This is a genomic window from Sandaracinobacteroides hominis, assembly GCF_016464365.1.
Classification (GTDB): domain Bacteria; phylum Pseudomonadota; class Alphaproteobacteria; order Sphingomonadales; family Sphingomonadaceae; genus Sandaracinobacteroides; species Sandaracinobacteroides hominis.
Genome location: NZ_JADCUC010000006.1, coordinates 212,695 through 237,106 on the forward strand (window position 1 = coordinate 212,695; position 24,412 = coordinate 237,106).

A 24,412-nucleotide genomic window follows, 5' to 3' on the forward strand; every position below is an offset into this window, starting at 1 on the left:
CCGAGCATGACAGGCGAGCAACTCGTAGCAAGCTGGCTCGCCAGCCTGCAAAACGAACGCCGCCTGTCCCCCCACACCCTCCGCGCCTACACCGCCACCGGCCACCGCTTCCTCGCCCACATCGCCGAAGCCCAAGGCCGCCCGGCAGACCTCCAGCTCCTGGCGACCCTCACCGCAGCAGATTTCCGGGGCTTCCTGTCCGCCCGCCGCACGGAAGGCCTCGCCAACGTCTCCGCCGCCCGCGAACTCTCGGCGCTCCGCAGCCTTGCCGCCCACAGCCGCGATCGCCACGATACGCCTTTCCCCGGTCTGGACGGCGTCGCCAGCCCAAAGGTGAAAAAGGGCCTTCCGCGCCCGATCTCCCCCACAGACGCCCGCGCGCTCGCCGACACCACGGGCGAAATGCACGATGAACCCTGGCTGCAGGCCCGCGACACCGCCGTCCTGCTCCTCCTCTACGGCGCAGGCCTCCGCATCGGCGAAGCCCTGTCGCTGACCGGCGAAATCCTGCCGCTGGCCGAAAGCCTCACCATCACCGGCAAGGGCCGCAAGCAGCGCACGGTGGTCATGCTGCCTCTCGTCCGCGACGCCATCGAGCAATATCTGAAACTCAGCCCATGGCCGGTCACCCGAAACACCCCGCTGTTCCGCGGCGCAAAGGGCGGCGCTCTCTCAGACGGCGTGCTGCGCGCCACGCTGCGCAAGGCCCGCACGGCGCTCGGCCTCCCCGAAACCGCCACCCCGCACGCGCTGCGCCACAGCTTCGCCACCCACCTGCTAGCCCGCGGCGCAGACCTGCGCACCATTCAGGAGCTGCTGGGCCACGCCAGCCTCAGCAGCACGCAGATCTACACGAGCGTGGATACCGCCCGCCTGCTGGACGTCTACAAAAGCGCCCATCCGCGCGGCTAAGCCGCCGATTTGCGGTCCACATTGAAGATCAGGAACAGCTGCCAGACCAGCGTCAGCACCGCCAGCCCGGACAGCACCCACGGATGGCCGATAGTCACCGCCGCCCAGTCAAACGCGCCGGCGTTCATCTTCTTGATATGGTTGAAATGCTGGGTCATCCCCACCACCAGCCCCATCAATCCCACCACGGCGGCAACGTAGCGCGGCAGCAGCCGATCATAGCCCTTCAACAGCAGAATGATCGCAAGCACCCCCAGCGCAAACCGCTGCACCCGGCAATAGGGGCAGGGATGCACCATCCCGGCAACATCCAGCCCCAACGTCCCCAGCACCACCAGCAGCACAAACGCCGCCACGATCCGCCGGTTCAGCATCAGCCCCGTCAAAGTTTTCATCATGTCCCCCCGTTCGCAAGCGTCAGCCTAACCGCCCCGCCCCTTTTTGGCAGCTCCCACGTTCAATCGGCCGTCCCCGCTCCAGGCCGGGTCGATGCAGCGGCCAGCACGCCAGACCCAAGCCGATCCAGCGAGGTGCCATCAAAGCCCAGCTCCTTGAGCAACCCGTCCACTACCGGTGCCTGCGCCCGATAGCGCAGCGCCGCCTGCACGGCAGCATCGGCCAGATTGCCATTGCCGCCGCCCTCGGAACCAACACCAGCCGAACCCCCACCACCAATGCCGTCCACTTGCACGATGCGTATGGAATCGATTGCCTCCATCGGCTTCGCTGCCTCGCGGATCACCTCCGGCAGCACTTTCAGCAGCGCCAGCTTCGTCTGCAGCGAAATCTGGTCGGATCCCAGCAGGTTCGCCGCTTCGTTGATCGCCCGCTGGCCGGCTGCTTCCACTTCCAGCCGCACCCGCGTTGCTTCCGCGCGCAGCTTCTCAGCCTCGGCCTGTCCTTCGGCTTCCAGCCGCGTCGCTTCCGCCCGGTCGGCCGCAGCGGACCGTTCCGCCTCGGCTGCAAGCTTCAGGCCGATGGCGGCGCGCTCGGCCTCCTTCGCCGCCTCGATCAACTCGATACGCTTCACCCGCTCGGCGATCTCGCTTTCGCGCGACGTTGTCACGCGCTCCTCGGCGGCAACGGCTTCGGCCCGCGCAAGGTCGGCCTCCGCCTTCGCCTGGCTCTCGTCCCGGCTCTTGTTGGCAATGGCGATCTGCTGTTCCTGCCGCTTCAGAGCCAGCGTCTGCTCCTGCGCGATCTTCGCTTCCGCCAGCTTCCGGTCGGCTTCGATCTGGCTCGAATCCACCTGCTGCTTGGCCAGAATTCGCGCCTGCTCGGCTTCCTGCCCGCGCTCCGCCTGCAGCCGCGCCACTTCGGCCTCCTGCGTCGCGCTCGCCACCTTCACTTCGCGCTCCTGCGCCAGCCGCGCAAACTCGCTCTCGCGCGAAATATCCAGGCTCTTTCGCTCGGCTTCCAGGTTCTTGGTTTCGATCTCCACCCGCGTTTCCTGCTCGATCGCGTTGCGCGCCTTGCGCCGAAGCTCGATCTGCTCGGTCAGCTTGGTCAATCCTTCGGCGTCAAAGGCATTGTTGGCGTTGAAATGCTCGATGGAAGTCTGGTCCAGCCCGGTGAGGCTCACGCTTTCCAGCTCCAGCCCGTTCATCGCCAGATCGGCCGAGCTCACCTGCTGCACCTTCTGCACAAAGTCGGAGCGCTGCTCGTGCAACTGGTTCATCGTCATGCCCGCCGCCACCGAACGCAGCGCGTCGACGAACTTCCCTTCCACCAGTTCCTTCAGCTGCTCGGGGTTCATCGTTCGCTGTCCCAGCGTCTGCGCTGCGATGCCGATGGATTCCCGGTCGGGCCGCACCCGCACATAGAATTCCGCCTTCACATCGATCCGCATCCGGTCAGAGGTGATGAGCGCGTCGGCATTCTTGCGCTCCACGGCGAGGCGCACGGTGTTCATGTTCACCGGCATTGTCTCATGAAATATCGGCAGCACCAGCGCCCCGTCGTTCATCACCACCGCCTCGCCGCCAAGACCCGTCCGCACAAAGGCGATTTCCTTCGTCGCCCGGCGATACAGGCGGGCGATCAGGATACCGATCGCCACCAGGGCCAGGATAGCGACACCTGCAACAACAAGGCTGCTCAACAGCGGGTTCATCTGCGAAAGTCTCCGTCGGAACCAAGGAATGGATGGGGCGTCACCGGGATCGCCCGGAATATCTCGCCGATGCGATGCACCAGCAGCACTTCGGATCGCTCGACCAGCGGTTCGCCGTCCGCCTCAGGCTCTACCAGCACCTGATGCACCCCGCCCAGCTGGTCGCGCACCCGCGCCGGCGCCGGGAAGCCCGGCCGCGCCGTACCGGTGGTTATCGTCGCCCGCAGCCCCACCAGCGCTTCGCGCGGCATCGCCGTCGTCTCCACATTGGGCAGGATGCGGCCGACCAGCCCGCTGCTCCAGCGCGTCACCGGAAGCGCCGCCAGCCCGGCCAGCGGCCCCGCCACCCAGAACGACAGCAACCCGCCGGCAAATCTCGCTGCCAATGCCTGCAACGCAAGCCCCAGCAGCCCGAAAAAGGTCAGAAACAGGATCAACAGCACCATCAAGGGCACGCGGCCGCTATTCAGCCAGTCCAGCGGCGTATCCACGGGATCGTCGGGAAGCTCTATCACACCCAGCGCAAACGCCTGCAGCAAGCCCAGCAACAGCATCACGCCAAGCGCAACGGAAAAGGGAATCGCGGAGGGTTCGAACGCAATCGACAACATCAGGGACACAATTGTCCGATACCGTTCTCCACGCAAGCACTGCCGAGCCGAAATCTCGCCTTGCGTGCCCGCAGATTCCGCCTAGGTTTCCGCAACAGGCACGCAGGGGGCAATAGTGGCTGCAGGCAATCCGCGCGGAATCGGCCCGGTGATGGGCACCTTGCTCGTCGCCACCACCATGATCGGCTCCGGCATCTACATGATCCCGGCCACGGTCGGCGCCATCGGCAGCATCTCGCTCTTGGGCTGGATCATCGCCACCCTGGGCGCCATGCTCGCCGGTCTCAGCATCGCCTTCCTGTCACGCATCGGGCCGCCGGCCACCTTCATCGACCACATCGGCCGCCACCTTGGCCCCGTCGTCGGCCTGTCTTCGGCGATCTTCTATTTCGTCAGCATCATCCTCACCCTGCCGGCCGTCGCCGTCGCCGTCACCGGCTATCTCGGATTCCTGTTTCCCGCCGTCCTGCCGCAACCGGCCAATTTCTGGACCGCCTGCGCCATTCTCTGGCTGTTCGCACTCCTCAACCAGCTCGGCCCCCGCACCGTCGCCTTCGCCGGCTCGGCAACGCTGATCCTGGGCCTGGTCCCCATCCTGCTGGTCGGCTTCCTCGGCTGGGACTATTTCGATCCGCAGATCTTCCGTGACAGCTGGAACATCTCCGGCCACAGCAATGTCTCGGCGCTGTTTCAGGCAACGCTGCTCGTCTTTATGGCTTTCATCGGCTTCGAGATGGCGTCCCTCGTCAGCAACCAGATGCGCGATCCGGATCGCAACATCCCCATCGCCACCATCGTCGGCGTGCTGATCGCCGCCACCGTCTATATCGCTTCCTCCACCGTCATTTCCGGCATGATCCCGGCCGCCCAGCTGGCGAAATCCACCGCCCCCTTCGCCGCCGCCACCGCCCTCATCATCGGGCCGATCGCCGGCATGCTGATCGCCGTCGCCGCCGCGACCAAGGCCGCCGGCACGCTTGGCAGCCTGCAGCTCGGCACCATCGAAAGCTACATCGCCACCATGCGGCAGGCCGGCGTCCGCATCCCGCCCCGCGCCATCATAAACTTCGGCATCGCCATCATCAGCACGATCATCCTGCTGCTCACGGAATCTCCCACCGTCGCCCAGCAGTTCGGCATCATCGCCACCGCGGCCACCGTGCTCTGTATCTTCGTCTTCCTGCTCGCCGGCCTGGCTCTCGCGCGGGCGACCAGAGGCCTCCGCCGCGCCGCCGGCCTCGCCACGGCCGCCCTGTTCGCGATCCTGCTTGCGGGCCAGCCTGTCGACACACTGCTGCTGTCCGCGGTGGCGCTGCTCTCCACCTTCGCATTCTCCGCCTTTGCCGTCGCCCGCCTGCGCGCCCACGCCTTCAGCTGAGGAGTTCAAGCCGAGGCCTCCCGAATCCGCTTGTCGCAATCAGAAAATATGATATCATTTTAATATCAAATTTCAGGGGAGCGACATGCCAGACAATCTGCCCGCCATACCCAGCCTGTCCGCCAGCCGCGAGCGTCCGGCCACCACCATGAACGGCCTGCTGCTGCTGGCCGTCCTGCTCGGCGCCATCGTCGCCGGCATCCTCACGTTCCGCACCGGCGCCATGCCGCTTGCCATTCCGCTGCTGCTCGCCGCCTTCTTCATCCTCCCCGGTTTCTACATGGTGCAGCCCAACCAGGCCGTCGCCATCCTGCTCTTCGGCGCCTACAGCGGCACCGACCGCACCGAGGGTCTGCGCTGGACCTGGCCGTGGATGACCCGCAAGAAGATCAGCGTCCGTGCCAACAACCTGATCTCCCAGCAGATCAAGGTGAACGACCTGCGCGGCAACCCGATCGAGATGGCAGCCCAGGTGGTCTGGCGCGTCCGCGACACGGCGCAGGCCCTGTTCGATGTCGATGATTATCGCGAGTTCGTCCTCGCCCAGATAGAGGCGGCGATCCGCGCCATCGGCGCCCGCTATCCCTACGACGATTTCGAACATCACGACATCACCCTGCGCGGCCACCACGAGGAAGTCGGCCACGAGCTGAAGCAGGCGCTGCAGTCGCGGCTCTCGGTCGCCGGAATCACGGTGGACGAATGCGGCTTCACCCATCTCGCCTATGCCCCGGAAATCGCCGGCGCCATGCTCCGCCGCCAGCAGGCCGAAGCTGTCGTGGCCGCCCGCAAGACGCTCGTCGAAGGGGCAGTCGGCATGGTCGAAATGGCGCTTGCCCAGCTCAGCGAAAAGGACGTGGTCAATCTCGACGACGAACGCCGCGCGGCCATGGTCACCAACCTGATGGTCGTGCTCTGCGGCGAACAGAACGCCCAGCCGATCCTCAACGCCGGCACCCTCTACCAGTAGGGCGGGGACAGGTGCCGGATTCCAGAAAGGCCTATCCGCTGCGCCTCGATCCGGCTCTCCATGCCGCGATCGAGCGCAGCGCCGCGGCCGATCTCCGCAGCACCAACGCCCAGATCGAAACGCTCCTGCGCGAAGCCCTCGCCCGTCGCGGCGTAAAACTGACCCCCGCCGAACCGCCAAGACGCGGCCGCCCAATCAAAGGCTGAGGAGCATCGATGTCAGAAGACGGCTGGTTCAAAGCCAAGCGCAACGGCTATGGCAGCGGCCCGCCCATCAGCTGGCAGGGCTGGGCGCTCACCATCGCCTACATTGCCGCCATCGCCACCGCGCCGTGGATCGCCCGCCAAACCCCGGAGGGCGCCATCCTGCTCTTCATCGCCGCCACCGCCAGCTTCCTGCTCATGGCAGCCCGCACCACCAGGGGCGGCTGGCGCTTCCGCCGCAACGGCAAGCCAGACTAGGGCAAGCCAGACTGAGGCGTGAACCTCCAATGGAAACGCGCCGAGGGAGGCAGGAGGAGAGGGGATTCCCGCCCACCCTCGGCACGCGCCTGACCCAAAGGCGGGCAGGCGCTTTCAAACGAAAATGAAACGGATTCAGTCCCCGGCAGCAGCCTTGGCTTCCTCCACCAGCGCCGCGTCGATTGCCTTGGCCCGCTTGTAGGCGTCCCGCGCCCGCAGCCGTTCGACATAGGCCGTCAGTGCCGGCGTCGGCTCGATCATCCCGAACTGCAACGGCCAGTCGATCTGCGCCCCGGCATAGACATCCGCCGCCGAAAAGCTGTCGCCGGCAATCCACTCGCTTGCGCTTACCGCCTTTTCCAGCGCGCCAACCACATCCTGCCAGCTTCCATAGCCGACCATCACCTTCTGCTCGTCCGGGATCTCGATCTTCCGATAGCGGTCCATGATGGCGCTCTCCACCGGCCCCGCGCCAAAGAACATCCAGCGATAATAGGCCCCGCGCGCACCGGCCGGCGGCGCCAGCCCGGCTTGCGGAAAGGCATCCGCCAGATAGGCGCAGATCGCCCCGCACTCCGTCACCACCTGCCCGCCATGCCGGATCGCAGGCACCTTGCCCATCGGATTGATCGCCAGATAATCGGCCGACTTCATCGTCGTCCCATATTGCAGGATCACCGTCTCATAGGGCTGCCCCAGCTCCTCCAGCATCCAGCGCATCGTCTGCCCGCGCGACTGCGGATTCGTATAGAAGATTATCTCGCCCATGCCGCTGCTCCCTGCCGCCAAGTTTCAGAACATAACAAGAACAATCGCGATTCGCAAACCACCTCGGGAACAGCTGCGCCCCTGCCTCGTTTCCGGGATGAACCCGTTCATGCAGACGAAAGGAGGACGAGATGATCAGCGAAAGGCAAGGCCGCCCGATATTCGGATTCATCCTCCTGGGTGTAGTCGTCGCCGGCGTCGCCTTTGCCGGCGCAGCCCCCAACGAAGCGGTGATCGAGGAAGGCTCCGCGCGGATGATAAACTACACGCCGCCCACCGCCCAGACCGGTGCGTTCGGCGCCGAACAGACCCGCGCCACCGAAGTGGCCCGCCGCGCAATCCAGGACGATTGAAGGGGTTGAACCCCTCCTGACAGGCTCCTAGCCTCCCCCGCAACAAACCGAAAAACGGGGGGAAACCATGCTCAGGATCGTCGCAGCCGCCGCACTGCTGGCCACAACCGCCGCCGCCCAGACGCCACCGCTTGCCGCCGCCCAGCCCGATCCGGCGAAATCGTCAGATCCGGTGAAATCGTCCGATCCGGCGAAATTGTCCGACCCTGTGAAAGCCGGCCTGATGCAGGGAAGCCCGGTCCCCGCCGACAAGCAGGTCCGCTGGGACAATGGCTCGATGTGGGCCTTCCCCAACACCCGCTGGGCCTTCTCCAACCAGCAGGCGCTCGTCCCCACCGCCACCATCCACCGCGCCGGCGTGCCCTCCGCACTTCCGCGCGCGGAAAAGCCGCTCGATACCGTCGCCTTCACCACGTTCGAGGGCAAACCCATGACCTGGGGCCAGGCCTTCGACACCAACTACACCGACGGCATCATCGTGCTGCACAAGGGCCGCGTCGTCTACGAACGCTATGCCGGCGCCCTCCGGCCCGAAGGCCGCCACATCGCCATGTCCGTCACCAAGAGCTTCGTCGGAACCCTGGCCGAGCTGCTGATCCACGAAGGCAAGCTCGACGACAGCCGCACCGTTGCCAGCTACGTCCCCGAGCTCGCCCAATCCGGCTTCGGGAGCGCCACGCTGCGCCAGCTGCTGGATATGCGCACAGCCATCGCCTTCAACGAAGACTATGCCGGCGGCGGCCTATCCGATGTCAACCGCATGGCGTTCGCCGTCGGGATGGCCCCCAATCCGCCCGGCTTCTCTGGTCCGGACGGCAATTTTGCCTTCGCGGCCAGCCTCGGCGCCAACGGCCGGCACGGCGGCAACTTCGTCTATCGCACGCCCAACACCATGGCCCTGCAATGGGTGGTGGAGCGCGTTGGCGGCGCCCCGCTCGCCATGCAGATCTCCAGCCGCTTCTGGCAACCTATGGGCATGGAGCAGGACGCAACGCTCAACATCGATCGTATCGGCACGGCCTTCGGCGGCGGCGGCATGAACGTCGCGCTCCGCGACATGGCCCGCTTCGGTGAAATGATCCGGCTGGGTGGCCGCTGGAACGGCAGGCAGATCCTGCCGGCTGCCGTCGCGAAGGCGATCCTCACCCCCGGAGACGCAGCTGCCTTCGCTGCCACCAAATATCCCGGCCTCGATGGCGGCAGCTACCGCAGCCAGTGGTGGCACCGCGCCGGCGGGCAGACGATGGCGGTCGGCGTGCACGGGCAGGGCATCTACATCGATCCCAAACACGATCTGGTCATCGCCCGCTTTGCCAGCCACCCGGTCGCCAGCAACCGCGCCATCAATGCAACAACCCTTCCCGCCTACGACGCCGTCGCACAGCATCTGACGACGTCCCGCTGATTGCCAACGGGCAAGCGCACCGACCGGGGCGGAGGATGAAAAGGCCTGGCATGGGATTGAACTTGCTCTTGGGGAAGGCTGGCACTGCCGCCGACGCAGCACAAAATTCAAGCCCAGCTGTTTTGCGAAAGCCGCTACGGACTTGGCTCCAACCGGCTGCAGCGCCGGTCGTCTAATGCAGTTCCACCCGCTCGCCCGGCTCCAGTGCCGGAAAGCGATGATGCGCGATGCCCGCCGCATCCAGTGCCTGCCCCAGGGCCACCACCGGCGCATCGCGTCCCTCGTCGGTCAGCTGAAACGTGCCCCAATGGATGCCCACCGCCTGCTCGGCGCCCAGGTCGGCAAAGGCCTTCACGGCTTCCTCAGGGTTCATATGCTGCTCGGCCATGAACCAGCGCGGCTCATAGGCCCCGACTGGCAGCAGCGCCAAACGGATCGGCAAGCCAGCCGCCCGCGCCCGTTCCCCCACCTTCCGGAAAAAAACCGCCGTCGCCATAGCCGGTGTCGCCGGCAAAATAGACGATCCCATCCGGCAGCGTCACCTGCCAGCCCGCCCACAGCGCCCGGTTGCGATCGGCCCCCCAGCGCGACGTCCAGTGCCGCACCGGCACCGCCTCCAGCTTCGCCGGCCCGGCGTCAACCGGCTGTCCCCAGTCCAGCTCCGTCGCCTCGATTCCGTTCTTCGCCAGCAGTTCGCCATGCCCCAGCGGCACGAAAATATTCGGCCGATCCCGCTCCCGCAGCCGCTTCAGGGTCGGCACATCCAGATGGTCCCAATGGCCATGGCTCACCAGCACGATGTCGATCTTCGGCAGATCCTCGAACCGGATTCCCGGCTCCGTCACCCGCTTCGGCCCGGCAAAGCTGAAGGGGCCCGCGCGCTCGCTCCACAGCGGATCGGTCAGGATGTTCAGCCCCTCGGTCTGCACCAGCACAGAGGCATGGCCCACCATCGTCGCAACGATCCGCCGGCCCGCCACCCGCGCTTCGGGCAGGGCAGGGTGCACGTGCACCGTCTCCGGCCATTTCGCCGGCTCGCGCTCCCATTGCCATTTCAGCACCGCGCCCAGGGACGTGTTCCCCACCGGCCGACCTTCCGGCATGAAAAAGCGCTCGCCGTCAAAATGGTCGGAAACCGGATATTTCATCGGCCCCGGGTCCGCCAGCCACACCAGCAGCAGCACCACGCCCGCAAGCGAGCCGAAGCCGATCAGGATCCACCAGGGCCAGGCCATCCTCAGTCAGCCAGCTCCACCACGGCTTCCACTTCCACCGGAATGTTCATCGGCAGGCTGGGCGCTCCCACTGCACTGCGCGGCGCCTTGCCACCCTCGCCAAAGGCCACCACCATCAGGTCGGAAAAGCCGTTCACCACCTGCGGATGCTGGGTGAAACTGTCTGTGGAGTTCACGAACCCCAGAATCCGAACGAACCGCCTCACCTTCGAAAGCTCGCCGACGCTCGCCTTGATGGTGGACAGCATGCACAGCCCCACCTTTTCGGCAGAGGCCCTTCCTTGCTCCACGGTCAGGTCCCGCCCCACCTTGCCGTTCGCCTGCGTCCCGCACTGGCCATGCCCCGACAGAAACAGCAGATTGCCGCTCTGCGCCGACGTCACATAGGTCGCCACCGGCTTCACCGGCTCCGGCAGCACATAGCCCTTCGCCGCCAGCCGCTGCTCCGGCGTCTCCGCCATAACCGGCGAAGCCAGAACTGCCGCCAGCACCATCAATCCGATACGCATGCAAACCCCCGAAACATTGAACCGGGAGCAAGCCTAGGGCAGCAATCGGGCACGCGAAAGGGCCATGCGGCCCTCACAGCGCATGGCCCGTCTCCACTGGTGGAGAAACGCTTAAGCGGTGGTGAGAACCCGGCGACGCATGCCCAGCCCGACCATGCCGAAACCGGCGATCATCATCGTCCAGGTTCCGGGCTCGGGCACGCCGCCCGTCGGCGTGATGCTGGCGCTCACATTGTCCACAAACGCGGTATTGTCGCTCTGCGACAGCCCATGGAAGGCCAGCGTATAGCTCTGCCCGCCGGAAACCAGCGCGCTCAGCCCGCGGCCAACGAAATTCTGCCCGCTCGCAGTCGAAAAAGTCCCCAGCAGGCTGCTGCTCAACCACACTTCATATGTCTGATCGCCCTTATAGCCGCCGCCGAAAATGTCCGGGCGCGAGCCTTCCAGCCAGCTGATGTCCAGCGTGCCCGTCGCGTCGGCGGTAAAGCTCTGCACCAGCCAGCCGGTTCCCTGCACAAAGCCATATTGCGCCCCGGCAAAGCCCGTCGGCGCCGAGCCGCCAAACCAGGGAGTCGCCATGGTGCCATCGATCAGCCCGGCGCCAAAGAAGGTCCAGCCGGCAATCGTGCCTTCGGGATAGGCGTAGGTGCCATAGGATCCCGGCGCCGCCGCCGCGGCCAGATCTTCGAAGCCGCCATTGGTCAGCAGCTCGGCGGCCTTGGCGCCAGGCGAAACCAGCGTGGTGGCGAGAAGGGCGACGATGGTCGACCCCAGCAGAGCATTTTTCATCCAGCGACCCTTACCCGTTCTTGCCGCAGCCTTTGCGCTGCAGTCCATTATCGTTGAAACCGTTGTTGTTGCACGCCTTACACCCGATGCTGCATACACATCTGTGCGCCCGAAATCTGTAAACCAGTGATGCGGGAACAACGGGGACAACAATCGGTTGGGTGTCGATGGGCTTTTCTGGGATTCAGCTGCTGGCCAGGTTCATTGGCGGCTGGGCGTTGGTCGCGTCGCCCCTGCTGCTGCCGGCCCCGCTGGCGGCGCAGTCCTCCAGCCAGTCCATCCGCGTGCCCAATCTCTCCAGCATCCCGGATCTCAACCGCTACCTGAAGCGCGCCCGCGAAACCTGCGGCAAGGAACCCCGGATCATCACCGAAAGCCGCCCCTCCACCAAGCCGGGCGGCGAAGTCATCGGCCAGCACCCCGAACGCGGCACCCGGGTCGGCTGCGACGCTACCGCCGTCACGCTCTACGTCTCCGCTGGTCCGGCCCCGCCGGAACTCGTCGTCCCCACCCTCATCGAACCGCGCCACCGCGCCCATTTCGAGCAGCAGGCGTCGGACTTCTGCAACATCCCCGTCCGCGTCGCCATCCGCAAGGAAGCCTCGCCGCTCGCCGCCAACATGTTCCTGTCGCAAAGCCCGCAACAGGGCGGCCGCTACCGCTGCGGTGCGCCGATCAGCGTCTCCGTCTCCGCAGGCCCGCCAAAGCCCAGGGCTGAACGCAAGCCGCCGGCAAAGCCAGCCGAACCGGAAACGCCTGCCCAAGCGTCCCCCACGATCGCGCCTGCCGCCACCCTGCCGGAAACCGCCACGCCTTCACTCGCGCCTCCACCGCCGGCCGTCGAGCAACCCCAACCGGCAGCTCCGGCCGAACAAGCGGCAATCCAGTCACCCAGCCGTCCATTTCCCTGGCTCCTCGCCGCCTCATCCGCCCTGCTGCTCGCCGCCGTGCTGATGTTCGCGCTATGGCTGCTCGGCCGCCGCCGCGCCGCCGCCCGCCCGGCTACCCAGACCACACCCCCCAGCTCCGGCACCGAAATGTCGCTCGCCATCGGCCGCCCCATGACCGCGGCCGCGCTCGGCCCGGCCATGCCCGCCGACGGCCAGCCCGTCACCACCAAGCTGAAGCCGGTCCCGATCGTCGCCGATCTCATCCACCCGATCGACCCGGTGGTGGACTGGATCGCCGCCACTACCGTCGCCCAGGCCAGCACCGCGGCGCTCGGCGGACGCGGCCAGCGCTTCGGCGGCGGCGGCGAGACCCTACAACCGCTCCGCGAGTCCATCGCCCGGGGCCTGTCACAAGCGCTGCTGTTCGAACTCGCTCCGCTTCTGGCCGATGCCTATGCCCGCGCCCGGGACTTGCCCGCCGCTATCGCCGCCGGTGGCCACACGCCGCTCGCCCCGCACAGCGTCGTCCTCACCATCTACCCGGATTTCACCGTCACGGCGGGCGGCCTGCCGCTGTTCCGCATCGCCCCCTCCATCGAACTGCGCATCGGCCTCGACTCCGCTGCAATCGAAATCCGCGGCCACAGCCTCGAGGCGATGGCTCCCGGTCCGCTCACCGTCTCAGCCCGCGTCAGCTGGCTCGGCGAATCCCGCCCCGTGCAGGTGGCGGCCCGTCACGCAGATTGGCCCGGCAGCGTCGCCATCCAGCCTTCCCGCCTGCTGCACAGCCTCACGGAGCGGCAGACCGCTGGCAAATAGGGCGACAGTCAGCCAACGAACCATCGCCGCACCACGTGCAGATCATCCGCCACCGCCGTTGCCAACACACGCATTTCGTCGGTCGCCGGCAGCAGGTCGGGCACCATCACCACCCGCATCCCCGCCGCCGCCGCAGAGCGAACGCCGCTATGCGAATCCTCCAGGGCCAGCATGTCGGCGGGCGCAAACCCCAGCCGCTCCGCCGCCAGCAGATAGGGTTCGGGCGAAGGCTTGGCATTCGCCACATCGTCGCGCGCCACCACCGTATCCAGCAAGGGCCAGATCCCTGCCTGCGTCAGATGCGGCTCCGCCTGCGCCAGCCACGAAGAGGTAACGACGGCGATCGGCAAGCCCGCCGCCTTCACCGCCTGCACCATCTCCCGTGCGCCCGGCCGCATCGGCATGCCGGCGCGCACCAGCTCCCGCACCCGCGCCCGATAGGCGACCCGGAATTCGTCATAGGGAAAATCGGCGCCAAACACCTCGGCCAGCCGCTTGCGCGTGCCGAACTCGTCCACGCCCACCAGCCCCATGAACAGCCCGTCGTCAAAGGCCAGCCCGCGCGAAGCCGCCTCCACGTCCATCGCCTCGCGCGTCAGCCGCTCGGTATCCAGCAGCAGCCCGTCCATGTCGAAGGCAACAGCCTTCGGGCGAAATCCGCGCAAGCCAATCACTGGAACAACCAGACCCCAAGCATCCGATGAAAGGGAAAGGTGAAGAAGCCCGCCACCAGCAAGGCAAAGATCGAAAGCCCGCGCACCATCGCCCGATGCCCTTTCACGTCATGCCGGCGCGCCCTCCAGATCAATCGCGGCACGGCGATCACCACCCACAAGGACAGCAGATGGATCAGGCTGAAGCCGCCACTCTTCGACATCCGGATATCGAAACTGATCGCAGCCAGCGCCAGCATCGCCAGCGCCCAGACCCACCCCAGCACCCGGTGCGAAGCAGACCCCTTCGCCCGCCACAACATCACCGGCGTCAAGCCAGCACCAGCATCGCCAGCAACAGATGCGCCCACACAGCAGGCGTGGGCAAAGCCCAATCCCCCCGCCCCCGCAGCACGGCAACAATCACCACCGCCAGCAAGGCAAGCGCCAGCCAGCCAATCACGCGGTCGGGCAGCACCCGCTCCAGAACTGGTTTTTGCAAAACGCCCCCCGGCTGGTCCATGCACGCAAGTCTCCTGCCGCCGCCTAGGCCAGAACGAGGCGTCGACGCAATTCATTCAGACTAAACCCGTCGAAGCCCGCTCAAGCTGAGCCCGCCGAAGCACCGCTCAGGCTGAGCTTGTCGAAGCACCGCTCAGGCTGAGCTTGTCGAAGCCCATCCACCATGGCAACCAACGCACTCCATGGCCTTCCACACCTATATCCTGCGTTGCGCAGACGGCTCCTACTATGTCGGCCACACAGACAATCTCGAACACCGGCTCGCCGAACATCAATCAGGCACGCGAGGCGGATACACCAGCCGGCGCCGACCCGTCACACTGCTATGGTCGCAGCATTTCCAGACCCGCGACGATGCCTTCGCGGCAGAACGCCAGCTGAAGGGCTGGAGCCGGGCGAAGAAGGAAGCAATGATGGCCGGCAACTGGGAACTGGTCAGCCAACTGGCCAGCGCCAAGGCAGGCGCGCCACCCCATCGGGATTCGACAGGCTCAGCCTGAGCGGTGCTTCGACAAGCTCAGCATGAGCGGGCTTCGACAAGCTCAGCATGAGCGGTGCTTCGACAAGCTAAGCATGAGCGGGCTCGACGGGCTCAGGATTAGCGGTAATTCGAAAGGCAGCATGCGCGCTAATTCGAAGGGCAGCAGGAGCGAGATAGCGAACCAGGTTCAACCCCGCGCAGTCCGAGCCCGCCCGCTCAACCGCAATACCCGCTCAGGCTGAGCCCGTCGAAGCCCGCAAGGCCAGGCCTATCGCCCCTCTCCAGCCGAACCCCGCTCAGGCTGAGCCTGTCGAAGCCCGCAAGGTCAAGCCTATCCACCCCTCTCCAGCCAAACCCCGCTCAGGCTGAGCCTGTCGAAGCCCGCTCAGGCTGAGCCTGTCGAAGCCCGCTCAGGCTGAGCCTATCGAAGCCCGCTCAGGCTGAGCCTGTCGAAGCCCTTCACCCTCAAGCCATCTCCGCCTGCTTCTCGGCAATCTTCTTGCGCCAGATCTCAGGCCCGGTTTTGTGCACGCTGGTCCCAGTGGAATCCACCGCCACCGTCACCGGCATGTCCTTCACCTCGAACTCGTAAATGGCCTCCATGCCAAGGTCTTCAAACGCCAGCACTTTCGACGCCTTGATGGCCCGCGCCACCAGATAGGCAGCCCCGCCCACAGCCATCAGATAGGCCGCCTTGTGCCTGGCAATCGCCTCGATCCCGGCAGGTCCGCGCTCGGCCTTGCCCACCATCGCGATCAGCCCGGTCTCGGCCAGCATCGTCTCGGTGAACTTGTCCATCCGCGTCGCGGTCGTCGGCCCGGCCGGCCCCACCACCTCGTCGCGCACCGGATCGACCGGGCCGACATAATAGATCACGCGGTTTGTGAAATCGACCGGCAGCTTCTCTCCGCGCGCCAGCATATCCACCATCCGCTTGTGCGCGGCATCGCGCCCGGTCAGCATCTTGCCGTTCAGCAGCAGCCGATCACCCGGCTGCCAGCTCGCAACGATCTCAGGCGTCAGCCTATCCAGATCGACGCGGATTGCCTCAGGCGAAGGCTTCCAGTCCACCTTCGGCCACTTCGCCAGATCGGGCGCCGGCAGAAAGGCCGGCCCCGATCCATCCAGATGCACATGCGCATGCCGCGTCGCCGCACAGTTCGGGATCATCGCCACAGGTTTCGAGGCCGCATGCGTCGGGCAATCCAGGATCTTCACGTCGAGGATGGTGGAAAGCCCACCCAGCCCCTGCGCCCCGATCCCCAGCGCGTTCACCGCATCATAGATCTCGATCCGCAGCTCCTCGATCCGGCTCATCGGGCCTCTCGCCTTCAGGGCGGCCATGTCGATCGGCCCCATCAGCGATTCCTTGGCCATCACCATCGCCTTTTCGGCGGTGCCGCCGATGCCGATCCCCAGCATGCCGGGCGGGCACCAGCCGGCGCCCATCAACGGCACCGTCTTCACCACCCAGTCGACAATCGAATCGCTCGGGTTCAGCATCACGAACTTCGATTTGTTTTCGCTGCCGCCACCCTTGGCCGCCAGCGCGATCTCCAGATGGTGCCCCTCCACCATTTCCACATGCACCACGGCAGGGGTATTATCCCGCGTATTCACGCGCCCGAATGCCGGATCGGCAACGATCGAGGCGCGCAACTTGTTGTCCGGATGGTTATAGGCCCGGCGCACGCCCTCGTTGATCATCTGGTCCAGCGTCATCCGCCCGTCCCAGGTCACTCCCATCCCCACCTTCACGAATGCGGCAACGATCCCGGTATCCTGGCAGATCGGTCGATGCCCCTCGGCGCACATGCGGCTGTTGGTCAGGATCTGCGCAATCGCATCCTTCGCCGCCGGGCTTTCCTCCAGATCATAGGCCGTCCCCAGCGCCTCGATATAATCCAGCGGGTGAAAATAGCTGATATGCTGCAACGCATCCGCGACGCTTTCGATCACATCGTCGCTCTTGATCAGGGTCATCGGTGTTCGCTCCCGGCGTCTTGTCGTCTCGTGTCGCGCCGCCTTAACCCCATCCCGCCGCCTCCGGAAAGACCGCATTCGAAAGCTGTGCACGAATCCGGGAGAACGCCGGCATAACCGCCATCGCCACTGGCGCCCGCCGTCACAGCCCTGCAATGGTCCCGGCGCGGGACCGAAACTTTGCTGTCAATGCCCGCAAGCAAAAATTACCCGCTTGCAACGCCGCACGGATTTGGCACTATCCCTAGTGTTCGGGGGGAACGAAGCCCCCACAAATTGTGTCTGCTTCGGCGCCATCTTCCAAACCGAAAGGGGTCGGGAAGGTCGCAGAATCAGGCTGGTCGCAGTATATTGGATGGCAACGGGCACCTGGCCCGACCACCCCAAAGAAAGACGTTTGAGAGGGGACATGATGGATTTCCAACGCAGCGAGACGCCGCCCGAATCAGAGGCTGCTGCAACAGGGGCAACGCCGGCCTCGCACGCCATCTTCGGCCCGCGCTTTCCGGTCGCCACGGATCCGTCGCGGGATGCGCTGCTGACCGACTTCGGCAAGGAAACCCTTGCCGATCGCTATCTGCTGCCCGGCGAAACCTGCCAGGACCTGTTCGCCCGCGTCGCCGCCGCCTATGCCGACGACGCCGAGCACGCCCAGCGTCTCTACGACTATATCTCCAACCTCTGGTTCATGCCGGCAACGCCCGTCCTCTCCAACGGCGGCACCGGTCGCGGCCTCCCCATCAGCTGCTACCTGAACTCCGTCAGCGACAGCCTCGAAGGCATCGTCAACACCTGGAACGAAAACGTCTGGCTCGCAGCCCGCGGCGGCGGCATTGGCACCTATTGGGGCCATGTCCGCGGCATCGGCGAACCGGTCGGCCTCAACGGCAAGACCTCGGGCATCATCCCCTTCGTCCGCGTCATGGATTCGCTCACCCTCGCCATCTCCCAGGGCAGCCTCCGCCGCGGCAGCGCCGCCGTCTATCTCGACATCAACCACCCCGAGATCGAGGAATTCCTCGAAATCCGCAAACCCTCGGGCGATTTCAACCGCAAGGCGCTCAATCTCCACCACGGCGTCCTCGTCACGGATGCCTTCATGGAGGCCGTCCGCGCCGGCGCCCCCTTCGATCTCGTCTCCCCCAAAACCGGCGAAAAGCGCGGCGAGGTAGACGCCCGCGCCCTCTTCCAGAAGCTGGTCGAAAACCGCCTCGCCACCGGCGAGCCCTACATCGTCTTCATCGACCATGTGAACAACAACATGCCCAGGCACCACCGCGAGCTCGGCCTGAAGGTCTCCACCTCCAACCTCTGCTCGGAAATCACCCTGCCCACCGGCACCGACCATCTGGGCAACGATCGCACCGCCGTCTGCTGCCTCTCCAGCCTCAACTTCGAAACCTGGGACCAGTGGAACGCCGACCCGCGCTTCATCGAAGACGTCATGCGCTTCCTCGATAACGTCCTGCAGGATTATATCGATCGCGCCGCCCCCGAAATGGCCCGCGCCAAATACAGCTGCGAACGCGAGCGCTCCGTCGGCCTCGGCGTCATGGGCCTGCACAGCTTCTACCAGGCGCGCGGCATCCCCTTCGAAAGCGCCATGGCCAAGTCGTGGAACCTCCGCATGTTCCGCCACATCCGCTCCAGGGTGGATGAAGCCTCGATGCTCCTCGCAGCCGAACGCGGCCCCTGCCCGGACGCCGCAGACCGCGGCGTGATGGAGCGTTTCAGCTGCAAGATGGCGATCGCCCCCACGGCGTCGATCAGCATCATCTGCGGCGGCACCAGCGCCTGCATTGAGCCGATCCCGGCCAACATCTACACCCACAAGACGCTCTCGGGCAGCTTCTCGGTAAAGAACCCCTATCTCGAAAAACTGCTGATCGAAAAGGCGAAGAACTCCGACGCCGTCTGGAGCAGCATCCTCGAACAAGGCGGCTCCATCCAGCATCTCGAATTCCTCAGCCCCGACGAAAAGGCAACCTTCAAGACCGCCTTCGAAATCGACCAGCGCTGGCTCCTCGAACTCGCCGGAGACCGCACGCCCTACATCGACCAGGCCCAGTCGCTGAACCTGTTCATCCCCGCCGACGTGGAAAAATGGGATCTCCTCATGCTCCACTTCCGCGCCTGGGAACTGGGCATCAAGTCGCTCTACTACCTCCGCTCCAAGTCCATCCAACGCGCCGGCTTCGCCGGAGCCGTAGAGGCTGACAACACGCCGGATCTCCGCCAGATCGAGCTGGAGCAGAAGGATTACGACGAGTGCCTGGCCTGTCAGTAAAAGGAAGCTGGTATGGGAAAAAAACCTGAATCGACTTCTTCGAGGGTCGCGTCAATTGCGAGCAAAGGACTGAAGGATCCGGGCTCTCTTTCAAAGAGCGAGATCAAGTCTCTTGCGGCATCTGCACTAACGCAAAAACCGGACAAGAAGTGAGGGCGGATTGTGCCTCCGGCGGGCAGGGAAATGATTTCCCTGCACCCTCAAACCTTGCCTCAGGCCACAACCCCACCGTCGCCCCGGACTTGATCCGGGGCCCAGCTTTCTTCGGGGAGCAATCTCGATGATGCGCCGCCACCACCCGATCCTGCGCACCCGCACGCTCCTCCGTCTGAAGCGCCATCGCACAGCCATGCGCGCCCCGGCCCGCTACACGCCGCGCCGCCGCATTCTGAACCTCCCCCAGCAGGTGCCAGCCCAATGAACCGCGCCACCCTCGCAAAAATCGGCACGCTCGCCGCCCTCCTCCTCCTCGCAGCCTGCGCCCACCAGCTCCCCGCCACGGCCCAACCCGGCGCCCCCGGCTTCTTCCTCGGTCTCTTTCACGGCTTCGTGATCGTCTTCTCGTTCATCGGCTCGCTCTTCTCCGACACGATCTCCGTCTACGCCGTCCCCAACAATGGCGGCTGGTACAATTTCGGCTTTGCGCTCGGCGCCGGCGCATTCGGCGGCGGCAGCGGCATTCTGGGGCGAAGATAGCGCGCGCAGACAACGCCCGACCTCTTTCGAAAACCCCGCATTCGTTCTACATTCGTTCTTAAAGCCCCAAGGATTTCGCCCAATGTCCCTCCTCGAAGCCTCCCGCGTCTACAAGCCGTTCGAATATCCCTGGGCCTATGATTTCTGGAAACGCCAGCAGCAGATCCACTGGATGCCAGAGGAAGTGCCGCTCGGAGAGGACTGCCGCGACTGGGCGCAGAAACTGCACGAGCACGAACGCAATCTGCTCACCCAGATCTTCCGCTTCTTCACCCAGGCCGATGTCGAGGTGCAGGATTGCTATCACGACAAATACGGCCGCGTGTTCAAGCCCACCGAAGTGAAGATGATGCTCACCGCCTTTTCCAACATGGAAACGGTGCACATCGCCGCCTACTCGCACCTGCTCGACACCATCGGCATGCCCGAAAGCGAGTACTCAGCCTTCCTCAACTACAAGGAAATGCGCGACAAGCACGATTATCTCGCCACCTTCGGCGTGGATAACGATGCCGATATCGCCCGCACGCTCGCCATGTTCGGCGGCTTCACCGAAGGCCTGCAGCTGTTCGGCAGCTTCGCCATGCTGATGAACTTCCCGCGCTTCAACAAGATGAAGGGCATGGGCCAGATCGTCAGCTGGTCCGTCCGCGACGAAAGCCTCCACTGCGAAGGCATCACCAAGCTGTTCCACGCCTTCTGCGCCGAACGCGGCTGCCTCACCAAGAGCGTGAAGGACGACATCACCGACGTCTGCCAGAAAACCGTCCGCCTGGAGGACGCCTTCATCGACCTCGCCTTCGAAATGGGCCCGGTGCCGGGCATGCACGCCAAGGAAATCAAGAAATACATCCGCTTCATCGCCGACTGGCGCCTGCGCCAGCTGGGCCTGCAACCGATCTACCTGATCGACGAAAACCCGCTCCCCTGGCTGCAACCGCTGCTGAACGGCGTGGAGCACGCCAACTTCTTCGAAACCCGCGCCACCGAATATTCGAAGGCGGCGACCAAGGGGAATTGGAACGAGGTCTGGGAGAGCTTTGATCGTAGGCAGAGCGCGAAGGTTGTGGCGGCTGCGAACGATGGGGTGGTTGAGGCGGATTTGTTGGGTGGGGTTGGGGCTGCGGAGTAAGGTTGTGACACTATCAGCGGTCAAAGATTTCGCTACGACATTCGAAGGTCGTCGCTTTAAAACTATACTGGCTGACCCGCCGTGGCGGTTCGCCAATCGAACAGGAAAAATGGCTCCAGAACATCATCGCCTGAGCCGATATGGAACTATGTCTCTAGAAGAAATAAAAGCTCTGCCGGTAAGTCAGGTTGCCGATGAGCCTGCACACCTGTATCTCTGGGTTCCAAACGCACTTCTTGCGGAAGGCCTTGAGGTGATGGAAGCTTGGGGATTTCAGTACAAAACTAATCTAGTATGGCATAAAATTCGTAAGGATGGCGGCCCTGACGGTAGAGGTGTGGGATTTTATTTTAGAAATGTAACGGAAGTGGTGCTATTTGGGATAAGAGGAAAAGGTGCCAGAACACTTGCTGCGGGGCGAAGGCAGGTCAATTTTCTCGCGACAAGAAAACGTGAACACAGCCGGAAACCGGATGAACTATATGATATCATTGAATCGTGCAGTAGCGGACCTTGCTTAGAACTATTTGCGCGTGGCGGCAGGTCGGGTTGGGAAACATGGGGCAATCAAGCAGAAATTTATGACATTGGTTGGGCGACGTACAATTATAATAGCCGGGCAGTCCACAATAGATAATAGGCCCTAAAATGGTTGAAGAGTGGTATCCAGGTAGTTTTACAAAAAACTTTAGTTGGGGTCCCGCAGAAAAAGGGCTGCGGGAACTTTATGACGTAATTCGTGTGGGGTTTGCAGGAACCATGCAGAATGTTCCGCGCGAAGAATTTAGAGCCAGGGTCAGCGCCAAGAACAGGTCTGACTACATACCGCTCAATTTCTTTCTTTATAATAAGACAATTTCGAGTACAGACTTCGTCATCGCAGATGAATTGGTATTTCAGGCCCTTAACTTTCGACATTCGTCAGCTTTTGACAAACTAGCTCTATACACATTCCACCTAAGCAGAGTTGGGCGCTGGAAGCGTGCTGCCGCGAGTCAGAGTCAGCCAGCGTTGTGGGCATATCATTATTTGGCTGATCGGGTAGCCTTGGAATTCAGCTGGGATGCAAAGAAGATATCTGCAGACGATATTGAGCGCTTTTTACTCAATGATCCGCGCTACCGTGCTCAAACTGCGCGCAAAGTGGCAACAAATTTAAACTACCTTTACAAGCAAGGTCGATTGAGCGAGTTCAGAAATTCTAAACCAGAGCGATGGTGGTTGAGTGCCTTATTTGTTACGCTCGATCGGCTTGTTGAGGATGAGGCAGCCGTCGGAAAGATATTGCCGGACTCGGAATACGAAGAAGGTCTTTTGCGGTCCGGTTTTCATTTTATTTCAGGACCAAGAAGCATTCAAAAAGATATTGCCGCGCACAATTTTGTCAAATTATATTCAATATGTGGGGGGCGTTTGAGATTTTCGGAAGATGCCACTAGAGAGAGGCAAAAAATAATACTTCCGGAGATTATGTATTTTGCGAACAACCCCGATCCAGTAACGGCGCTACATCCAACAGATCCCAGCGCGAGAGGTGTTATCCCAAGGGTTTGCGCTATGTTGGCGCATTATGTTGGATTTGAAACGCTCGATATTTCAGAATTGGATAATTTTGACATAGAAATGTATGTTAGGCAACGCTTGGAAGCATCGTTAGAAATGCTGAGAGGTAAGGGTATTTCACCCAATCTCAGTGCAGAAGAAATAATGTCGATAACGAGGGATGCATGACAACATTTCTTGATACCAGTGTAATTATTGATCTTCTATCTGAAGATGCGGAGTACCATACATGGAGTTCTGAGCGCGTTTTAAGTGCAAATATGAATGGACCTTTGCTAATATCTGATATGGTATATTGCGAACTGTGTTGTGGTATGGAAAATTTGGATGCAGTCGATCAGGCTGTAACTGCCCTTTCTTTAGTCAGACGTCCATACTCTAATGAGGTATTATTTAGCGCTTCGAGGGCATTCAGAAGATACCGTGACGAAAATGCGGGAACAAAGTCCAACGTTTTGCCTGATTTTCTGATTGGCGCGTTAGCCGAGGTTGAAGCTGCTCCTCTGCTGACACGAGATCCGGCACGGGTCCGCACCTACTTCCCTACGGTTGAATTAATCTGCCCCTAATACGTGTGCCTGTTTTCAAGGCAGCCGATATTGGGGGAGGTCCGGGGACATTCTTAAATTCCGGAAATTCCGGGGACAGGGAAATTCCGGGGACAGTATACTTATTCCTCCCGCCTACGGCCACCTCCGCCGCCCATCCACAATCGCCACGATATCCACTACCTCAGGAACAGCCTGTCGATACACAATCCGGTAGGGCAGCCCCGCCACCGTAAGCTCCCGCGTGCCAGCCACATCTCCGGCATGCCCCAGCTTCGGAAACTGCCCCAGCATCATAACGGTCTGGCGAATTCGCGAAACTACCCGCGCTGCTGCGGCCGGGTCATCCACCCGTATCCACGCTTCGATTGCCAGCAAATCCGCCCGAGCGCCGGGCGAAAACTCAATCCTCAAGCCCAAGTTCGCGCCACACCTGTTCGGCCGGGATCATCTTATGGCGGTCATCGCAATCTGCCAAGGCCCGCTCCACCTTCGCTCGTTTCCAGGCATCATAGCCAGCCTCTTTAGGCCCGGCGACATCGCTGATCTTCTCGCGCAAGGGAACATCGGCTTTCATGCTCAAACTCTACAACAAACGCGGCCGGCGGCAAAGCCGCCGAGTCCGCTGAAAGAGCCAGAATGAACCAGAAGAAAGGTTGCGGGCCAAGCCCGCTCGTCGGACGGGTTCGTGGATGGTAATCCACGCCCCGCCGGCCGGGCTTGCGCGGACTCGCGCGTTTTGCTGCGCAAAAGCGTCGGCCGCTTCAGCCCTGTCCTACACGCTGTCTTCCTGTCACACCCATCCAATGCAAAGGCCGCAGAGCGCGAAAAATTCCCCTGTCCTACACAAGTCCGCTTCGCTATCCGCGCGCCCGCAGGCGCGGGCGCCCATGCACAGGAGTCAGTGGGAAGTTTGTGAACTTTGCCTGGGTAAAACTCCAGCGGGCCTGTTCTTCGACCACGCTCGGCGCCCCGAAGATGAACCAATGGGATTCCTTCTCCGGCGGCCGGCCAACAGGATAGACGACCGGCTTCCCGGAAATCGCCAGCCAATTCGTTTAATGGTTAATCACAATCAGCAAATTGACACCGGTTTCGCCCCAATTTAGCCAGTTTCCCAGATGTCGGGCTCAGCCTGGCTCACCTGGCGTCGATGTAAATGTTGCGTAGCGGAGAGGGGCAACTCCCGGCTTGTCGCTGGCCAGTGCCCCGCTGGAGGTTCCGAAGTTGGTGCAGCGCCCCAACTTCCCGCCTTCAGGGTTAACGCGCCCGGCGCAATTGCGGGAAACTTCAACATCCGAGGAGGGCCGGATATGATGAAATTGAATCTAGCA

Annotated in this window: 29 protein-coding genes; 15 read left to right on the top strand and 14 right to left on the bottom strand. The window is 63.3% G+C overall.

The window, feature by feature from the left end:
* The first annotated feature begins 6 nt into the window (after nt 1–6).
* Nucleotides 7–912 (top strand): tyrosine recombinase XerC, encoded by a 906-nt coding sequence (locus IM784_RS13735; protein ID WP_199555905.1) that lies wholly within the window; start codon nt 7–9, stop codon nt 910–912.
* On the opposite strand, the gene IM784_RS13740 is transcribed toward IM784_RS13735, so the two are convergent.
* Genes IM784_RS13740 through IM784_RS13750 form a run of 3 tightly spaced genes read right to left on the bottom strand, consistent with a single transcriptional unit; the run spans nt 909 to nt 3,636 of the window.
* Nucleotides 909–1,310 carry a disulfide bond formation protein B gene (locus IM784_RS13740; RefSeq protein ID WP_199555906.1) on the bottom strand — a complete coding sequence of 134 codons (402 nt, stop codon included), beginning with the start codon at nt 1,308–1,310 and terminating at the stop codon, nt 909–911. The genes IM784_RS13735 and IM784_RS13740 overlap by 4 nt on opposite strands.
* A 59-nt stretch (nt 1,311–1,369) precedes the next feature.
* Nucleotides 1,370–3,025 (bottom strand): flotillin family protein, encoded by a 1,656-nt coding sequence (locus IM784_RS13745; protein WP_199555907.1) that lies wholly within the window; start codon nt 3,023–3,025, stop codon nt 1,370–1,372.
* Nucleotides 3,022–3,636, bottom strand: a complete 615-nt coding sequence (locus IM784_RS13750) for an OB-fold-containig protein (protein WP_199555908.1) — start codon at nt 3,634–3,636, stop codon at nt 3,022–3,024. Before IM784_RS13750 ends, IM784_RS13745 begins: the two co-directional genes overlap by 4 nt.
* 115 nt (nt 3,637–3,751) lie before the next feature.
* On the opposite strand from IM784_RS13750, the gene IM784_RS13755 reads away from it, so the two are divergent.
* From IM784_RS13755 to IM784_RS13770, 4 genes are all read left to right on the top strand, one after another.
* The gene (locus IM784_RS13755) at nt 3,752–5,014 is read left to right on the top strand and encodes an amino acid permease (protein WP_199555909.1); all 1,263 of its coding nucleotides are present in this window, start codon (nt 3,752–3,754) and stop codon (nt 5,012–5,014) included.
* Between the two features lie 85 nt (nt 5,015–5,099).
* Nucleotides 5,100–5,984 (top strand): SPFH domain-containing protein, encoded by an 885-nt coding sequence (locus IM784_RS13760; RefSeq protein WP_199555910.1) that lies wholly within the window; start codon nt 5,100–5,102, stop codon nt 5,982–5,984.
* 11 nt (nt 5,985–5,995) lie between these two features.
* Entirely contained in the window at nt 5,996–6,190 is a 195-nt protein-coding gene (locus IM784_RS13765) for a toxin-antitoxin system HicB family antitoxin (RefSeq protein WP_199555911.1), read from the top strand.
* A gap of 9 nt (nt 6,191–6,199) precedes the next feature.
* Nucleotides 6,200–6,445 (top strand): hypothetical protein, encoded by a 246-nt coding sequence (locus IM784_RS13770; RefSeq protein ID WP_199555912.1) that lies wholly within the window; start codon nt 6,200–6,202, stop codon nt 6,443–6,445.
* Nucleotides 6,446–6,580: 135 nt separating this feature from the next.
* Here the strand turns inward: IM784_RS13770 and IM784_RS13775 are convergent, their stop codons facing one another.
* Nucleotides 6,581–7,213, bottom strand: a complete 633-nt coding sequence (locus tag IM784_RS13775) for a glutathione S-transferase family protein (RefSeq protein ID WP_199555913.1) — start codon at nt 7,211–7,213, stop codon at nt 6,581–6,583.
* 131 nt (nt 7,214–7,344) lie between these two features.
* Between IM784_RS13775 and IM784_RS13780 the strand changes: the two genes are divergently transcribed.
* Together IM784_RS13780 and IM784_RS13785 are read left to right on the top strand one after the other, a co-directional pair.
* Nucleotides 7,345–7,566 carry a hypothetical protein gene (locus IM784_RS13780; RefSeq protein WP_199555914.1) on the top strand — a complete coding sequence of 74 codons (222 nt, stop codon included), beginning with the start codon at nt 7,345–7,347 and terminating at the stop codon, nt 7,564–7,566.
* Between the two features lie 67 nt (nt 7,567–7,633).
* Entirely contained in the window at nt 7,634–8,971 is a 1,338-nt protein-coding gene (locus IM784_RS13785) for a serine hydrolase domain-containing protein (protein WP_199555915.1), read from the top strand.
* Between the two features lie 172 nt (nt 8,972–9,143).
* Here the strand turns inward: IM784_RS13785 and IM784_RS17475 are convergent, their stop codons facing one another.
* From IM784_RS17475 to IM784_RS13800, 4 genes are all read right to left on the bottom strand, one after another.
* On the bottom strand, nt 9,144–9,413 hold the full coding sequence (locus IM784_RS17475) for an MBL fold metallo-hydrolase (RefSeq protein WP_268920857.1): 270 nt from the start codon (nt 9,411–9,413) through the stop codon (nt 9,144–9,146).
* The gene (locus IM784_RS17480; RefSeq protein ID WP_268920858.1) at nt 9,373–10,206 is read right to left on the bottom strand and encodes an MBL fold metallo-hydrolase; all 834 of its coding nucleotides are present in this window, start codon (nt 10,204–10,206) and stop codon (nt 9,373–9,375) included. The genes IM784_RS17475 and IM784_RS17480 overlap by 41 nt, the downstream gene beginning before the upstream one ends.
* A 2-nt stretch (nt 10,207–10,208) precedes the next feature.
* On the bottom strand, nt 10,209–10,715 hold the full coding sequence (locus IM784_RS13795; RefSeq protein ID WP_199555916.1) for a RidA family protein: 507 nt from the start codon (nt 10,713–10,715) through the stop codon (nt 10,209–10,211).
* Nucleotides 10,716–10,826: 111 nt separating this feature from the next.
* Nucleotides 10,827–11,504, bottom strand: a complete 678-nt coding sequence (locus tag IM784_RS13800; RefSeq protein ID WP_235977287.1) for a PEPxxWA-CTERM sorting domain-containing protein — start codon at nt 11,502–11,504, stop codon at nt 10,827–10,829.
* Between the two features lie 218 nt (nt 11,505–11,722).
* On the opposite strand from IM784_RS13800, the gene IM784_RS13805 reads away from it, so the two are divergent.
* Nucleotides 11,723–13,213 (top strand): hypothetical protein, encoded by a 1,491-nt coding sequence (locus tag IM784_RS13805; RefSeq protein WP_199555917.1) that lies wholly within the window; start codon nt 11,723–11,725, stop codon nt 13,211–13,213.
* An 8-nt stretch (nt 13,214–13,221) separates the two neighbouring features.
* Here the strand turns inward: IM784_RS13805 and IM784_RS13810 are convergent, their stop codons facing one another.
* The 3 genes from IM784_RS13810 to IM784_RS13820 are packed head-to-tail and all read right to left on the bottom strand — an operon-like array spanning nt 13,222 to nt 14,389.
* A complete protein-coding gene (locus IM784_RS13810) occupies nt 13,222–13,887 on the bottom strand; it encodes an HAD family hydrolase (protein WP_328799541.1) in 666 nt (221 codons plus the stop codon).
* Nucleotides 13,884–14,189, bottom strand: coding sequence for a DUF2306 domain-containing protein (locus IM784_RS13815; protein ID WP_199555919.1), 306 nt, complete (start codon nt 14,187–14,189; stop codon nt 13,884–13,886). Before IM784_RS13815 ends, IM784_RS13810 begins: the two co-directional genes overlap by 4 nt.
* A gap of 8 nt (nt 14,190–14,197) precedes the next feature.
* The gene (locus tag IM784_RS13820) at nt 14,198–14,389 is read right to left on the bottom strand and encodes a hypothetical protein (protein WP_207791764.1); all 192 of its coding nucleotides are present in this window, start codon (nt 14,387–14,389) and stop codon (nt 14,198–14,200) included.
* A gap of 181 nt (nt 14,390–14,570) precedes the next feature.
* Between IM784_RS13820 and IM784_RS13825 the strand changes: the two genes are divergently transcribed.
* Nucleotides 14,571–14,888: a GIY-YIG nuclease family protein gene (locus IM784_RS13825; RefSeq protein ID WP_199555921.1), complete on the top strand. Its 318-nt coding sequence runs from the start codon at nt 14,571–14,573 to the stop codon at nt 14,886–14,888.
* Nucleotides 14,889–15,334: 446 nt separating this feature from the next.
* Here IM784_RS13825 and IM784_RS13830 read toward each other — a convergent pair whose 3' ends face one another.
* Complete coding sequence (locus IM784_RS13830; RefSeq protein WP_199555922.1) at nt 15,335–16,852, bottom strand: fumarate hydratase; 1,518 nt, start codon at nt 16,850–16,852, stop codon at nt 15,335–15,337.
* 409 nt (nt 16,853–17,261) lie between these two features.
* Between IM784_RS13830 and IM784_RS13835 the strand changes: the two genes are divergently transcribed.
* From IM784_RS13835 to IM784_RS13860, 6 genes are all read left to right on the top strand, one after another.
* Nucleotides 17,262–19,139 carry a ribonucleoside-diphosphate reductase subunit alpha gene (locus tag IM784_RS13835; RefSeq protein WP_235977288.1) on the top strand — a complete coding sequence of 626 codons (1,878 nt, stop codon included), beginning with the start codon at nt 17,262–17,264 and terminating at the stop codon, nt 19,137–19,139.
* Nucleotides 19,140–19,556: 417 nt separating this feature from the next.
* Nucleotides 19,557–19,835 (top strand): hypothetical protein, encoded by a 279-nt coding sequence (locus IM784_RS13840; RefSeq protein ID WP_199555924.1) that lies wholly within the window; start codon nt 19,557–19,559, stop codon nt 19,833–19,835.
* Nucleotides 19,836–19,917: 82 nt separating this feature from the next.
* Nucleotides 19,918–20,967, top strand: a complete 1,050-nt coding sequence (locus tag IM784_RS13845) for a ribonucleotide-diphosphate reductase subunit beta (RefSeq protein ID WP_199555925.1) — start codon at nt 19,918–19,920, stop codon at nt 20,965–20,967.
* Nucleotides 20,968–20,971: 4 nt separating this feature from the next.
* Nucleotides 20,972–21,604 (top strand): MT-A70 family methyltransferase, encoded by a 633-nt coding sequence (locus tag IM784_RS13850; protein ID WP_328799543.1) that lies wholly within the window; start codon nt 20,972–20,974, stop codon nt 21,602–21,604.
* Nucleotides 21,605–21,615: 11 nt separating this feature from the next.
* Nucleotides 21,616–22,698, top strand: coding sequence for a hypothetical protein (locus tag IM784_RS13855; protein WP_199555927.1), 1,083 nt, complete (start codon nt 21,616–21,618; stop codon nt 22,696–22,698).
* A complete protein-coding gene (locus IM784_RS13860) occupies nt 22,695–23,099 on the top strand; it encodes a type II toxin-antitoxin system VapC family toxin (protein WP_199555928.1) in 405 nt (134 codons plus the stop codon). Before IM784_RS13855 ends, IM784_RS13860 begins: the two co-directional genes overlap by 4 nt.
* A 114-nt stretch (nt 23,100–23,213) precedes the next feature.
* Here IM784_RS13860 and IM784_RS13865 read toward each other — a convergent pair whose 3' ends face one another.
* Together IM784_RS13865 and IM784_RS13870 are read right to left on the bottom strand one after the other, a co-directional pair.
* Nucleotides 23,214–23,456: a type II toxin-antitoxin system RelE/ParE family toxin gene (locus IM784_RS13865; protein WP_235977290.1), complete on the bottom strand. Its 243-nt coding sequence runs from the start codon at nt 23,454–23,456 to the stop codon at nt 23,214–23,216.
* 25 nt (nt 23,457–23,481) lie between these two features.
* Nucleotides 23,482–23,655, bottom strand: coding sequence for a hypothetical protein (locus IM784_RS13870; RefSeq protein ID WP_199555930.1), 174 nt, complete (start codon nt 23,653–23,655; stop codon nt 23,482–23,484).
* Nucleotides 23,656–24,412 lie beyond the last annotated feature (757 nt).